Source organism: Iodobacter fluviatilis (assembly GCF_900451195.1).
In the GTDB taxonomy this organism is placed as follows: domain Bacteria; phylum Pseudomonadota; class Gammaproteobacteria; order Burkholderiales; family Chitinibacteraceae; genus Iodobacter; species Iodobacter fluviatilis.
Genome location: NZ_UGHR01000001.1, coordinates 3,277,489 through 3,291,209 on the forward strand (window position 1 = coordinate 3,277,489; position 13,721 = coordinate 3,291,209).

Below are 13,721 nucleotides of genomic sequence, written 5' to 3' on the forward strand. Positions count from 1 at the left end.
CGTCTACTGCAAATCCCCCCTGGCCCCCCTTTTTCAAAGGGGGGAAATTAAGCAAAATCGCTTAAGTAAACGGTTTTACTACACCAGCCCCGCTTTTCTCTGTGCCCTCCCTATGCTTTTTTTAGCGCTGTGCCTGCTGATTCTTTTTACTTTGAAAGGTTTATTCCGCAAGCTTACAACGCCAAATACGTCTCAAACTTACTTCTGAACATCGAAAAAAAGCTTCTTACATTGCGGATATTCGATTGGGTGGCAAACAGGCGATGGGCCAGCTGGTGATAAGCGTTCATATCTGCCACCTGAATAATCAGCACAAAATCCGGCCCCGGCGAGACACGATAACATTGCTGCACGGTTTTTTCGGTGGCGGCGAGCTGCTCAAACTCCTGCATCTTTTCAGATGTCTGCACATCCAGCGTAATTTCAACGATGGCTGTTAAGCCTGCGCCTACTTTTTCTGGCGCTAAAATCGCCACCTGCTTGGCAATCACGCCTGCATCGATTAAACGCTTAACCCGGCGTAAACAGGTGGGCGGCGAGGCGTGCACCTTGGCGGCCAGATCTTGATTACTTAATGAAGAATCTTGCTGTAATTGTTGCAAGATGCGCTTATCCAGCTCGTCTAAAGCCGTAATGGACGTCATAAAAGTTCACTATTTAAATAAATATGAAATAAAAATTCACACAAATGAATGGTAATACATATATTTCATAATATATTAAATTTTGAAAGATATATTCACTACAAACCCTTTAGCATGGCTATATTCCAATAAATATTCCTTCCGAGGTTGCTATGTGCGGTATTGTCGGTGCAGTTGCTCAGCGTAATATCACCCCTATTTTGCTGGAAGGGCTTAAGCGGCTTGAATACCGTGGCTACGATTCCTGCGGCGTGGCCTTGCATGTGGATGGCAAGCTGCAACGCTCGCGCAGCACATCCCGCGTCACCGAGCTGCAAGCGCAAATCGATCAAACCGGCTTAGCAGGCTTTACTGGCATTGCCCACACCCGCTGGGCCACCCACGGCGTGCCTTCATCGGCCAATGCTCACCCGCATTTTTCTAAAGAACGCATTGCGCTGGTGCACAACGGCATTATCGAAAACCACGAAGAGCTGCGCGCCGAGCTGACCTCCGCTGGCTATGCATTTGAAAGCCAGACCGATACCGAGGTGATCGCCCATCTGATTGATCATCTTTACCATGGCGATTTATTTGAAAGCGTGCAGCAAGCAGTGAAACGCTTAACTGGCGCTTTTGCCATTGCCGTATTTTGCCGCGACGAGCCGCACCGCGTGGTCGGCGCACGTCTAGGTTCCCCCCTGATTGTGGGCGTAGGCCAGGGTGAAAACTTTATTGCCTCAGATGCCATGGCGCTGGCAGGGATCACCGACCAGATTATTTATCTGGAAGAAGGCGATGTAGTTGATCTGCAATTACAAAAATGCTGGATTGTGGACAGCCAAGGCAAACCAGCACAGCGAAAAGTGCGTACCGTACACGCCCACAGCGGCGCGGCCGAGCTGGGCCCTTACCGCCATTACATGCAAAAAGAGATTTTTGAGCAGCCACGCGCCATTGCCGACACGCTAGAGGGTGTTGCCAATATCATGCCCGAGCTGTTTGGCGATAAAGCCTATGGCATTTTTAAAGAAATTGATTCCGTACTGATTCTGGCCTGCGGCACCAGCTATTACGCCGGTCTCACCGCAAAATACTGGATAGAATCCATCGCCAAAATTACGGTGAATGTAGAAATCGCCAGCGAATACCGCTATCGCGATAGCGTACCTAATCCTAAAAGCCTAGTGGTAACCATTAGCCAGAGCGGCGAAACCGCCGACACCCTGGCCGCGCTCAAACACGCCCGCAATCAGGGCATGTTTCACACCCTTACTGTGTGCAATGTGGCCACCAGCGCCATGGTGCGCGAATGCGAGCTGGCCTATATCACCCATGCCGGGGTAGAAGTCGGCGTGGCCTCCACCAAAGCCTTTACCACCCAACTGGCGGCGCTATTCTTACTGGCGCTGTCTTTAGCGCAAATCAAGGGCAGATTGAGCGACGCGCAAGAAGCCGAGCACATCAAAGCCATGCGTCACCTGCCCGTTGCCATCAGCGCTGTGCTGGCGCTGGAGCCGCAAATCATTGCATGGGCCGAGCAATTTGCAGCCAAAGAAAACGCCCTCTTCCTAGGCCGCGGCCTGCACTACCCGATCGCCATGGAAGGCGCGCTTAAGCTCAAAGAAATATCCTATATCCACGCCGAAGCCTACCCCGCTGGCGAGCTGAAACACGGCCCACTGGCGCTGGTGACCAAAGAAATGCCTGTCGTTACCGTGGCCCCCAACGACACCCTGATCGAAAAGCTCAAATCCAATATGCAGGAAGTACGCGCCCGTGGTGGCGAGTTGTATGTATTTGCCGACGCCGATTCACGCATCACCGCCAGCGAAGGCGTGCACGTCATCCGCCTGCCCGAACACTACGGCCTGCTCTCCCCCATCCTGCACACCGTACCCTTACAACTACTGGCCTACCACACCGCACTGGCACGCGGCACGGATGTAGATAAGCCGAGGAATTTGGCTAAGAGCGTTACGGTGGAGTGAGGGGGATAGTTAGTTAATTTTTTTGATGTCGACAAATAAAAAAGTTTGACACAATATAAAAAAGTTTGACACAAACTAAAAAAGTTTGACACAACTTTAATACGACAATGACTATTTATCTTCAATAGTTTTTGGTCCTATACCGCTCTCCTTTGCCTAGGGAAAGCCCTTATCCTTCCCAAAAAGGAAGTGAGGGCTTTTTGTTATTTTACATTTTCATTCTCCTCTCAAGCCGTATACCCTTACCTACAGCACAAATCGCAAAAGCAATTACAAGGTGGACTTCGTGATGCAACATTTTTTGTAGGCGCTGATGGAATTGACGCCATGTTCCAATTCCCAGCCTTATGGAAACGATGCATAAGGTGGCAAAAGCACGTGTGGGACACTGCCTAGCTGATCACTATGTGAATGCATATGAAACTCACTTGGCAATGCCATCGTGGACAGATCTGGGATGCTATTACGAGCATGATTCTTAGTGGGCATTGGTGTCCGCAATGTAGCTTTTAAAGACAGATTAAAAGCCCCCACAGCAAGGCACAGAAAAAGGATGAGGTTTCTGAATGGCACGGATATTAGAGCAGATGTTTTAAAAATTATCCCTTGGTCCAGTTGAAGTAGGTTGCCAAATAAAGGTGCCTTTATTTTTTTGAGCAAGGTGGCACTATTTCTTGCAATTGCACTGAACCATCGTCCTGAAATTGGCAATCGAGAACATCTCCCTCTACCCACCCCATTTCTTCCAATAAGCCATCAGGAAAGAGCAATATGCCATCGCCGCTACCATCACCAGCGTCTTGAATTGTAGTGCACCACCTTTTAGCCATTACCATTGTCCTTACTCCAAATGAAAATGGTAAGCATCCAGCCGACCCACGTTGAATAGCGTTATCGTTCCTTGGGATGATCGTGTCCACGATAAACTTAGGTGGACACATGGACGCTATACTCCCACTTCAATCAACACCCCGCAGGTCTCGTCGCAAGCACAGCCCCGAGTTTAAGTCCGCTGTGCTGGCGGCTTGTCACCAACCCGGTGTTTCAGTCGCAGCCATCGCGCGCCAATATGACCTCAACGATAACATCGTGCATAAATGGTTGGCCGATGCGCGCCGCAGTACAGATCCAGAGTCTTCGTCGTTAACGAATTCTCGTGACGTATCTCCAGCCTCACCAGCATTGACCTTCATACCGATCCAAATCGCTGATACGCCAACTCCAGCATCTGCACCAATTCGTTTGCACCTTCGCCAAGGTCAACGCGATTTAAGCGTTGAATGGCCCGCCGATCAGGCGCAAGCCTGTCTGGCTTTAATTCAGGCTTTGTTGCGATGATTCACCCCGAACAGGTCTTCTTGCTGATCACGCCCATCGATATGCGCTGGAGTATCGAACGTCTGTCATTGCTGGTGCAACAAACGCTGGGGCGCTCACCCTGTGATGGCACTGCCTATGGGTTTACCAATCGATCCCATTCGCGACTGAAGTTATTAATCTGGGATGGCAATGGCGTCTGGCTCTGCCAGCGCCGTTTACACTCTGGGCGTTTCCACTGGCCGACTTTGGGTGAGGCTACTTTTACAATGCCCAGAGAACAATGGCATTGGCTCGTCAGCGGTGTGGATTGGCAACGTTTGTGCGCTACGCCGCCAAGTCATTGGCAGGTCTAGCTGGTATCGCTCGAGCCCAGTAAAATAAGGGTATGACACTCGCGCCCAATCATCCCTCTATGGCTACAAATTCGCCCTCGCTGGCGGAGGCTCAGGCTTTGGTGGCGCAGCTGCAGGCGCAACTTGCAACTCGTGATCAGCACATTCAATCTCTGGAGCTAAAGAACCAGAAGCTGGTCATAGAACTGGCGCATTTAAAGCGCATCCGCTTTGGCACCAAGAGCGAAGCCCTGTCGGTCGAGCAAAAGCAACTGTTTGAAGATGATGCGGATCAGGATCTGGCCGCCATCACCGCTGAGCTGGATGAAACGCCAGCCAGCAACGATGCCCCCGTTTCCCGCCTAAAACCACGCCCACGAGCGGGTCGTCAGCCACTGCCCGAACATCTGGAGCGCGTCGAGGTTCGGCACGAACCCGAGCAATGCACTTGCGGGCAATGCCAAGCCAAATTGGTTAAGATCGGCGAAGACGTGAGCGAACAGCTGGACATCGAACCAGCCCGTTTCTTTGTGGTGCGCCACATCCGCCCGCAATATGCCTGCCGCCAGTGCGAAACCATCACTGCAGCACCAGTTCCACCCGCGGTGATTGACGGTGGAATGGCGACGCCGGGCTTATTAGCCTGGGTGGCGGTGAGCAAATACCTCGATCACTTACCACTGTATCGCGTCGAACAAATTGCTGCGCGCCAACAAGTCATTCTGGCGCGTAGCACCTTGAGTGAATGGATCGGCCGGATTGGAGTGGCGTTGCAACCACTCGCAGACCGCCTGAGTGAGAAACTGCGCCAGCAAACCAGCCTGCATGCGGACGAAACCCCGGTGCAGCAGCTGGATCCCGGTAAAGGCAAAACCAAACGCGCCTATTTATGGGCGTATCGCAGCAATGATTTGAGCGGCAGCCCACCGATGGTGGTGTTTGACTATCAAATCAGCCGTAGTGGGCAACACGCCGCCCATTATTTGCAGCATTGGCGCGGCACGCTAATGGTTGATGATTACAGTGGCTACAAAGCTTTGTTCGCCAATGGCGTGCGAGAACTCGGCTGCTGGGCACACGCTCGACGTAAATTCTTCGAGCTGCATGCTGCGGGCGGACATCCGGTGGCGGCAGAAGCCTTGCAACGTATTGCGCGCCTGTACGCCATCGAAGAACAGGCCAAAGATCAAACCGCAGACCAACGCGCACAAAGCCGCGCCCTAAACAGTCAGTCCGAACTGCAATCTTTGCATGATTGGCTACTGAAACTGCGCCCTAATGTGGCCAATGGTGGCGGCTTGGCCAAAGCCATTGACTACACGCTACGCCGTTGGCCTGCTTTGATTCATTATGCCGAAACGGGCGATCTGCCGATTGACAACAATCCCATCGAGAACGCCATCCGCCCCATTGCGATTGGCAAGAAGAATTGGTTATTTGCCGGTAGCGAACGTGCAGGCAAACGCGCAGCAGCGATCCAAAGTTTGTTTGCCACAGCCAAGCTCAACGGGATAGAGCCATCGCAATGGCTGAAGGCTACCTTGGAAAAACTGCCCACCTGGCCCAATAGCCGAATTGATGAATTACTGCCGCTGCGCGGCTAATCCAAATCGACGCGATCGACTAGGTGGACACGCTGGACGCATACTGAAAATGCCACTTCAGGGCAACTTCTTATCAAGGTGAGTACTTTAATTAATATTCTAAATGGCAGCCATGCCATTTTATCTTTACGCAAAAAATAGGTTTCTAAATTAAATGTAAGAACAAATTATGTACCTTTTGCTGTAGAAACGTAGCGCTACCCATCAATTCTTGTGATGGTGGAGCGGTAGTACAATGGACTTGCCTTGTGTTTTTGATCAAGTGAGATGGTTACTATTTTGTCATGGCTGCGTGGAGCTGTTCTGCCGGAGATGATGCCTTAGCAACCGTGTGGATTTAGATTAATCACGCATTGGGCATGGCAAATGTCATGTTCACAGATCATCTCTCGATACTTGATCATTCCTTAAACTGTTTGAGTCAGGAGTTTGAAATGGAATGCCCTAATCAAAATTGTTATTGGGTAGCAGCAGGACAATTGCTAGCGGGTGAATATCCACGTGATCAAGACCTCAAAACATCCCAGCAAAAATTGCAAAAATATCTAAATGCTGGAGTGAGTTTTTTTGTGGATTTAACGCAAGAAGGAGAGCTTTCTCGGTACGATAATTTGCTGCCTGAGCTCGCCTTAAATGGACTGCCCATTGGATATATACGCTTTGCAATTCCGGATAAATCAGTTCCTGGCAACAAACTGCTGATGCAAAATATTCTGGATTCGATTCATCATGCAATCGGGCAAGGACATTGTGTTTATGTTCATTGCTGGGGTGGAGTTGGGCGAACAGGCACCGTAGTGGGCTGCTACTTAATTGAAAGGGGGATGTCAGGGCAAGAAGCGCTCATTCATTTACAGCAACTATGGTCGTCAGTCGATAAAATACATCGTCATCCAATCGCTCCTGAAACACAAGAGCAACGCCAATGGATTTTAGATTGGGCTAGCAATTAGTGCGTCTCAACTGCTTTACTAGGCCACAGTAATCACATATATGGCCCAAGCCGCGATTGTTATGAGTAGAGCCTGATGAATTGCTACCATGCTCCGGGCAGGGTGAGCCAGTGCACCGGTTAGAATAATCCCGCACTTTGGTCGGGTATTTTAATCCACGGAAGTACTCAGAAATAGATGTTCACTTCTGCCACTTATTGTCTTATTAAGTTATTTGGATCCACAGCAGACACATGCGCCCCCTACAACGCTTATGCATATTCAAGCGTCGTCCCTTCCTGCTCTGCTACTTGAATATGCGTAGTGGTGACATCATTGCACGTCTTCAGCTTCGTTAGCTTACTGGTAAAGATTCTCCAAATATGATCACTACTATTTCGGTGTGACTCAGGCTTTCTGAAACGCCCCAGATATAGGACGTCGTTAGGAGGGCTTTGTACTGCAATTAGAAACTACCGACAGGTGATGTCCTTAATTATTGGATTCACTGCTCCGTTTTCTCATCGCTTCTAAGCGCTCTTCAAGTGACAAAATTCGTGGTTTTGGCTGATCAAATGGGAATAGAAGATTTAAATAGTGACAGCGATCTAAAGCGCTGAGAGCTTTCAGAAATGTTTCTAGATGCCCTTGGCCGTATGTTTCAAGCCGTTTATAGGTTCTTAATGCAATGCCAGCTCGTGCAGCAAATTGTACTTGTGACTCTTTGCGTAATTTACGACTCCGCCGAATTTTTGCAGCTAAATATGCACACAACTCCTCATTAGAGGCTTGTTTTAAGTGCTGAGATTCTTGTTCAGGAGTCATTTTTTTTGAAATAGGCCAAATTTGGCACCATTGTAGCGGGTGTTTAATTCAGCTGTTAACAAACATCAAGCAACCTGCTAGCATTAGTGTCGTTAGCTAATAAAAAACACTACATCTTGTGTTTTTGTTTAGAAACCACGCAAAAACCAAAGGCCGACATGACGTCGGCCTCGGGAGTTTCTTAAACTGCTTGAGAACAATCTGAATTAGATCGCTTCAGTGGGGACTGCAAGCATACCTCTGATAAGGATCATTCTCAATAGGCGGTGATGAAAGGCGTGTATACCCACATCAACGATGAGATCTAACAATGTCTAATTTAAAGACAACCGGAAGTAAAGCTGCAACGGCAGCTTCTAAAACGTTGAATAACGGTTCTACAGGCGCAAATTCGCGTACAGCCGCAGCAAGTGCACTTTCTCAAGCGCACACACCACAGAAACAGACATCCGCAGCAGCCGCAACTGCTGCATCCAAAGTTTTAAGAGATGGTCGAACCAGCGCAACCTCAAAATCAGCCGCAGCAAGTGCACTTGCGCAAGCACGTGGAGGTAAAAAATGAATATCAATTTGGCCCATTTAAGAGTGCAAGCAACAAATGGTGGTTGGATTGATTTTGCCGTGTTTGATGCAAAATCAACGACTGGAAATAATAGTGCGCTTTTAGCCCAGCTAACAAACTCGGCTCGTCAGTCTGGGCTAAAAGTTGATCAATCTGCTTTGGCATTTCAATCAAGTGGAAGACTACAGTTTGTTGGTGATAAAAATCTAGTTTCATACTTAGCAAAGAGTTGGCGTCCTCACTGGACGCATACGATTAACGTCTAATTATTTAAGGGGGAATACAATGTTATTCCCCCTTATCTTTGCATCATCACGATCGTTCTTACCACGCGGCGAGATTCTAACCTCAGCAGGCAAACCTATCATTGTTCCGCTCATATTAATAAAGCCAGTAGCACCTTGGTGCGAGCATAGAAACGGATAAACACACTAAGGTGACCTTTTAAATCTCTGTAATTTTTAAGCCCCCACCGTAATGATAACCACACCTATTTATTGCTGATGATGTTTAGCCCAACCACCAAAAGGGATATTTTGGCTGCGAGCATGATGAACGGGCGAAGCTTCGTAACTCGTGCTGGTGTTTTCCATTTTATTTACATCATTACTAGCCTGCTGTTTATGGTGTTCATTCCAACCACCAAAAGGTGTTGCTTCGCTCATCGCGTGATGTGAAGACGGCGAGGAACTCTGCTTCTCTTCAGTAACCATGGACGTGGTTTTTTGTTCGGTAGCGGCGCTTGTTAAGGAAGCCCCTTCACCCCGGTTGCCATCTTTAGCAGAAGCAGAAGCAGACATCACCGCTGCAATCATCAAAGCAAGCACAAAATTGGTTTTCATAATCAAAATTCCTTTATGTAGAAAGAGATATGCAAAAATAGCCTTGTGAGAGAGCGCGTTTTTGGGCGTTTGCAATCTCGCTCACCATGACCAGCACTTATCGATCAATGCCGCATCACATCAATCAAATGCTTACCTCTAGTCTATAAAAGTGATCCCAACTGTAGCGTTGCCGCCACGTTACAATTTTGTCATTTGATAGTATTTTTTAATATAAATATCAAGATACGAACTCACCCTTTACTATTTTAAAATAAAGCACGTAATTCTTATTAAGAATAAGATTTCAAATTTGTCATTCAATGGCAATCTAATTGTTAATGAAGATCTTCTACACTCCATATGGCACACATAGTTAATATGTGTAGCAATTCACTTTAATTATGAAAGGAATACATATCATGCTGAAAGTTATCGTATTAATCATGGCATTAGCCTTTACAGGAAGTGTGATGGCAAGCCCCGGCCACAATGCCTCTGATCAGCATCGTGGTTGCACAAAACCGCCTGCTCAATGCTGATGTTATGGCCTTATCTTGAGATAGAAAATGCTAAGGTTGAAGCCGCTTCGTGAGCGCTTTTAAAGAACAGGGCAAAGATAATGGACATCAGAAATATTGAGCATTTCTCATTATTACAAACGGCAGCGAAGCCAGCCCCTAGGCTAGAGCCTACAACAGCACTCAACCCTATCTCTACAGTGGAGCGTACGGAAGGAGCTCGTGAACAACCTAAAGAAGTGGGTAAAGGGAATACAATTGATACTTATGCCTAACATTCAGCATCCAGCTTAAACCGGCAAAATATCTGTTTGCCGGTTTTTTTATATGGCATTAGAGGAATTTTTTTACAGTCGAGGCTCTTGCAAAAGTATTTTTTTTGCCAGTTGCAACACAATATAGTGTGCTTTATTTTGTAAAATTAACTACATGTAGATCTGGCGCTTAAATTTTATACAGTTTTGCAAGAGGCTCAGTCGCTACTTAATTCAAAGACCAGCAATACGTCGATTCACTTTGACAAGTAAGTCATTTCTTTTGCCCAAGCCACATAATTCTTGTGGTACTCAGCTAGGTCTTTTTGCCCTGCCGTTTTTATCACAAAATAATTTAATATTGGCAGTTGTTGCCGAGCAATCTGCTTGGCTTCAGTATTTCTGGTCGCCGTTAAAAATGAAGATAAGCTGGTTACGACTTGGCCAGCTTTCGCTTTAGCGGAGGCTTGAACCAAGCTATCAACAATCAAGGGCATATATTTTAAAATATAATCAGCATAGACGCGTATTAAAGGAGCTTGTTGCAACAAGACTTGTCGCTCCTGATCAAAATCTTCACGCATGATGATTTTCTTTTCATGAAAGACCACGGGGGCTGCTTCTGATGTATCGCATTCCCAGCCAGGTCGAGGTGTTAATAGCTCAGCTTGATATTGTTCTTCACGGTAAGGGTAAAACGGCATAGTGCGACAGCGAGATGGTTTGTTCGCATGAATACTGCAGAGATTGTCTTGTCCCAAAGCCGGGCATGCAAAAGAGGAAGGGATGTAGGAGCTTGGGACAATCAGCACAGCTAACTCTTTGCGATTAGCCAGCTTAATGGTGGTGCCTAAGCGGGAGACCATCGGGTAATCCTTGCTTCCTTCTCGCAAAGGCGTCCAGATCATCGCTAAAGGAAAGCGGTCTGCATGCAGAAAAGCATCCGCGATCGTTAAAGGTAATTGCCCATAGCAGCACTTGCCACATGCTGTGCATAGGAAATTTTTAGCCATCAGTCCTGCTCATCTATATCGATGACGGTCGTCGTTCCGCAGCACTTTTTGGCTTTTTTACCTGATCCACAATGACATGGATCATTACGGCCCACTTTAGTCACATGGCGCTGTGGCTCTTTAGGATTAAGCTCTCCACTGATATAGAACCATTGGCCATCTTCGCGGCGAAAGCTGGCCAACTCAGCCTGAATCATCTCTTGCTGATCTCGTTTAAAGCGAATAACAAACTCAACTTGTGCTGTATCTCCTGTTTCTATCGCCCGACGAATATCTAAACGCCGCCACTCACATTCTTCAGATAGCCTTTCTGCTTCTGCACGATTGAAATCGGCCCGTACCTCAGGCGCATGAGTACGCTCAATATGATCCAGCGAGCCTTGAACAAACGCCGTATACCGTGATCGCATTAAAGCCTCGGCCGTCACTGCCGGTGTACCTGCAATAATGGGACCACAACATTCAGAGAAGTTTTGTTTGGAGCCACAAGGACACTGGGTCATAGAGAATCTCTTTTCAAAAATATTACGAGTAATAAAAGAAAAATAATTGCTTAATGTAATCCAACCCAGCCATGGTAGCCAACATATAAGCCGACAAGCAGAATCAGCCCACCAGAAAAATACGGCGCTTTACGGGCAAACTCACCAAATCCGCTCCAGCGTTTTGAAACATGTTTCACGCTTAAGGCGGCAACTACACCTGAGAGCACCAAGGTTAAGGCAAGGCCAATACTAAAGCCTAAAACCAGCGTTGCACCAAGTGCAATTTTCTTAAGTTGCAGGCAGAGTAAAAGCACAGTGACCGAAGCGGGGCAAGGGATCAATCCTCCTGTTAGGCCAAACATGACGATTTGCCCCGTTGTGACTTCACGATTTGCAAAGCGGCGACGGATATCGTTGGCATGAGCCAGTTCATGCGGGTCTTGATAGCCCGGAGCGGACACATCCAGTTGCTCGTAATCTGGGATCGCATGGTGATGATGCTCAGTAAACTCTACATCATAATCATGGCTATGATGTTCATGACCTAAACGTAAGCGAGCTACAAATTGATGTGGTTCAGGGATTTCTTGCTCTGATTCAACAAAGCCATCACGTTGCACAAAACTAAAAGCTTGCTTACTGCCATCTGGGCGTTCGGTCTCGATATTCACTTGACCAGCATGCCAGTTTTGGCCGTTCGGGCTATGGCGATACAGGCGAAAGCGCGGTGGCACACCCTCTTCAAACACTTCCAAGCGCACTACACAATGGCCAGTATCGATATGTTTTACTTCGTCATGCTGGTGATCATGGTCGTCGTACTCATGTGCTGCACGCTGTTGCTGCCAGGTTCGCCACATCATCCACAGTGCCGTCGCAATAATCAGCACCGCTGAAGCCAGTTGCAAATAAGGCTCGCTGGTCTCGGCACTCCAGCGCTGGCCAAAGTACATTCCCCCCATCGCAATCGCCCAGACTACAGCGGTATGAGATAGCGTAGCGGCCAAGCCCAGCAGAACAGCTTGTGTGAGTGTGCCGCGCACGGCCACGATAAAAGCCGCCATCATGGTTTTGGAGTGGCCCGGTTCCAGCCCATGTAAAGCGCCCAGTAAAATAGCACTGGGAATAAAGAGCCAAGCGTTGCCTTGCTGCAGCAAGGTTGAAAAATCTAGCATGATGCGTCCTTATAAATACTTGGTAATGGCTTTAAATTCACGAATAGTGTCGTCCATACTCTGTATGCCATCGCGTACAACATGCTCAAGGCAATGGTCGATGTGATCATGCACAAGTATCTTTTTTGCATTGCCTACGGCGCTTTCGACAGCTTGGAGTTGTTGGGCAACATCTAAGCAGCTTCGCTCTTGCTCAAGCATGGTAATCACGCTGGCAAGGTGGCCGTGGGCGCGTTTGAGACGCTTGATGATGTCGGGGTGTGATGCGTGAATGCTCATGTTTTTACCTTATCCTATCCTGCAGGGTAGGATAAAGGGGAAGCGAAAAGACGGCAATCTATTTTTAACCGGCCACTTATGAGGCATAGGTAGCCAGCGTAAATTGAACCCCATTTCCCAAGAAGAAAGTCATTCAACTTACGCTGTGATTGTTCTCTAAATACTTTTGCAACAGTAGGCTGATTATTTAGCCACTTGAATCTCTGTAACAAGCAACTTGCCATTCTCACTAACCGCTTTAAATTTCACCTTATCACCTGCTTGCAAAGGCTCCAGCTGAGTCAGGTTTTTGGCAGTGAAAACCATGGTCATGCCAGGCATATCCAGATTTTTAAGTTCTCCATGCTTGAGCGTGATTTTTCCGGAAGATTTGTCGATTTTCTTGATTTCGCCATCGCTAAGGTCATCGCTATTCGCAAAAGATGTATTTAAAGCAAAAGCCATTGCTAGGAGGGCGATTAATCGTGTGCTTTTCATGATCTAAACTCCAGTATTGAATCGTTTATTTTGTGGCTGTTTTTACGGTAACAAAGCCTTTCATACCCGCCTCATAATGGCCAGGGCTCAGGCAAGAAAAGTTGATTTTGCCAAGCTGAGTGAATTGCCAAATCACTTCACCACTTTTACCTGCTGCTAAAGACAGCATATTCGGTTCGTCATGCTCCATTTCTGGGTGCTTTTTCATCTCTAAGAGATGCTCTTTGATTTCTTTCTCAGAATTAAGAATAAATTCATGTTTCACTTTGCCCGTATTTTTTACAGCAAAACGGACTGTTTCCCCTTGTTTAACTTCAATATTCTCTGGGCTAAAACGCATGGTATCGGCCATTTCAACGGTGATCGTGCGTGTGACTTTACTGGCAACACCGGGCTTACCAATATTGTCACCGTGGCCACCGGCATGATCGCCGCTGGCAAAGGTCAAAGAAGAAAGAAACAGGGTCGTGATTGCGAGTAAAGGAATAGTTTTCATGGTATCTCCAG

General features: G+C 47.5%; 17 protein-coding genes. 7 read left to right on the forward strand and 10 right to left on the reverse strand.

The annotated features are described in order from the left end of the window. Window positions 1-173 precede the first annotated feature (173 nt). The gene (locus tag DYD62_RS15010; RefSeq protein ID WP_115228111.1) at window positions 174-644 is read right to left on the reverse strand and encodes an Lrp/AsnC family transcriptional regulator; all 471 of its coding nucleotides are present in this window, start codon (window positions 642-644) and stop codon (window positions 174-176) included. Window positions 645-796: 152 nt separating this feature from the next. On the opposite strand from DYD62_RS15010, the gene glmS reads away from it, so the two are divergent. Then, the gene (glmS, locus tag DYD62_RS15015; RefSeq protein WP_115228112.1) at window positions 797-2,614 is read left to right on the forward strand and encodes a glutamine--fructose-6-phosphate transaminase (isomerizing); all 1,818 of its coding nucleotides are present in this window, start codon (window positions 797-799) and stop codon (window positions 2,612-2,614) included. A 644-nt stretch (window positions 2,615-3,258) separates the two neighbouring features. On the opposite strand, the gene DYD62_RS15020 is transcribed toward glmS, so the two are convergent. After that, window positions 3,259-3,444 (reverse strand): hypothetical protein, encoded by a 186-nt coding sequence (locus tag DYD62_RS15020; protein ID WP_207916791.1) that lies wholly within the window; start codon window positions 3,442-3,444, stop codon window positions 3,259-3,261. Between the two features lie 109 nt (window positions 3,445-3,553). Here DYD62_RS15020 and tnpA point away from each other — a divergent pair, with 109 nt between their 5' ends. The 4 genes from tnpA to DYD62_RS15040 all read left to right on the forward strand — a co-directional run bounded on the left by tnpA (window position 3,554) and on the right by DYD62_RS15040 (window position 6,823). Beyond that, window positions 3,554-3,952 carry an IS66-like element accessory protein TnpA gene (tnpA, locus tag DYD62_RS24435; RefSeq protein WP_165928812.1) on the forward strand — a complete coding sequence of 133 codons (399 nt, stop codon included), beginning with the start codon at window positions 3,554-3,556 and terminating at the stop codon, window positions 3,950-3,952. Then, a complete protein-coding gene (gene tnpB / locus DYD62_RS15030) occupies window positions 3,895-4,287 on the forward strand; it encodes an IS66 family insertion sequence element accessory protein TnpB (protein WP_233702921.1) in 393 nt (130 codons plus the stop codon). Before tnpA ends, tnpB begins: the two co-directional genes overlap by 58 nt. A gap of 59 nt (window positions 4,288-4,346) precedes the next feature. After that, entirely contained in the window at window positions 4,347-5,870 is a 1,524-nt protein-coding gene (tnpC, locus tag DYD62_RS15035) for an IS66 family transposase (RefSeq protein WP_115228115.1), read from the forward strand. Between the two features lie 434 nt (window positions 5,871-6,304). After that, entirely contained in the window at window positions 6,305-6,823 is a 519-nt protein-coding gene (locus DYD62_RS15040) for a protein-tyrosine phosphatase family protein (RefSeq protein ID WP_165928792.1), read from the forward strand. Window positions 6,824-7,294: 471 nt separating this feature from the next. On the opposite strand, the gene DYD62_RS15045 is transcribed toward DYD62_RS15040, so the two are convergent. Beyond that, complete coding sequence (locus tag DYD62_RS15045) at window positions 7,295-7,627, reverse strand: hypothetical protein (protein WP_115228117.1); 333 nt, start codon at window positions 7,625-7,627, stop codon at window positions 7,295-7,297. Between the two features lie 558 nt (window positions 7,628-8,185). Here DYD62_RS15045 and DYD62_RS15055 point away from each other — a divergent pair. Continuing rightward, window positions 8,186-8,455 carry a hypothetical protein gene (locus DYD62_RS15055; protein WP_115228119.1) on the forward strand — a complete coding sequence of 90 codons (270 nt, stop codon included), beginning with the start codon at window positions 8,186-8,188 and terminating at the stop codon, window positions 8,453-8,455. A 228-nt stretch (window positions 8,456-8,683) separates the two neighbouring features. On the opposite strand, the gene DYD62_RS15060 is transcribed toward DYD62_RS15055, so the two are convergent. Next, entirely contained in the window at window positions 8,684-9,031 is a 348-nt protein-coding gene (locus tag DYD62_RS15060; RefSeq protein WP_115228120.1) for a hypothetical protein, read from the reverse strand. Window positions 9,032-9,632: 601 nt separating this feature from the next. Between DYD62_RS15060 and DYD62_RS23665 the strand changes: the two genes are divergently transcribed. Beyond that, complete coding sequence (locus DYD62_RS23665; RefSeq protein WP_165928791.1) at window positions 9,633-9,806, forward strand: hypothetical protein; 174 nt, start codon at window positions 9,633-9,635, stop codon at window positions 9,804-9,806. Window positions 9,807-10,042: 236 nt separating this feature from the next. Here the strand turns inward: DYD62_RS23665 and DYD62_RS15065 are convergent, their stop codons facing one another. The 6 genes from DYD62_RS15065 to DYD62_RS15090 form a co-directional block, all read right to left on the reverse strand. After that, window positions 10,043-10,798, reverse strand: a complete 756-nt coding sequence (locus DYD62_RS15065) for a YkgJ family cysteine cluster protein (protein WP_115228121.1) — start codon at window positions 10,796-10,798, stop codon at window positions 10,043-10,045. After that, on the reverse strand, window positions 10,798-11,301 hold the full coding sequence (locus DYD62_RS15070) for a YchJ family protein (protein WP_115228122.1): 504 nt from the start codon (window positions 11,299-11,301) through the stop codon (window positions 10,798-10,800). Before DYD62_RS15070 ends, DYD62_RS15065 begins: the two co-directional genes overlap by 1 nt. 50 nt (window positions 11,302-11,351) lie before the next feature. Next, on the reverse strand, window positions 11,352-12,458 hold the full coding sequence (locus tag DYD62_RS15075) for a nickel/cobalt efflux protein RcnA (protein WP_115228123.1): 1,107 nt from the start codon (window positions 12,456-12,458) through the stop codon (window positions 11,352-11,354). A 9-nt stretch (window positions 12,459-12,467) separates the two neighbouring features. Further along, window positions 12,468-12,737 (reverse strand): metal-sensing transcriptional repressor, encoded by a 270-nt coding sequence (locus tag DYD62_RS15080; protein WP_115228124.1) that lies wholly within the window; start codon window positions 12,735-12,737, stop codon window positions 12,468-12,470. Between the two features lie 183 nt (window positions 12,738-12,920). Beyond that, window positions 12,921-13,214 (reverse strand): copper-binding protein, encoded by a 294-nt coding sequence (locus DYD62_RS15085; protein WP_115228125.1) that lies wholly within the window; start codon window positions 13,212-13,214, stop codon window positions 12,921-12,923. Between the two features lie 25 nt (window positions 13,215-13,239). Then, window positions 13,240-13,710: a cupredoxin domain-containing protein gene (locus DYD62_RS15090; protein ID WP_115228126.1), complete on the reverse strand. Its 471-nt coding sequence runs from the start codon at window positions 13,708-13,710 to the stop codon at window positions 13,240-13,242. Window positions 13,711-13,721 lie beyond the last annotated feature (11 nt).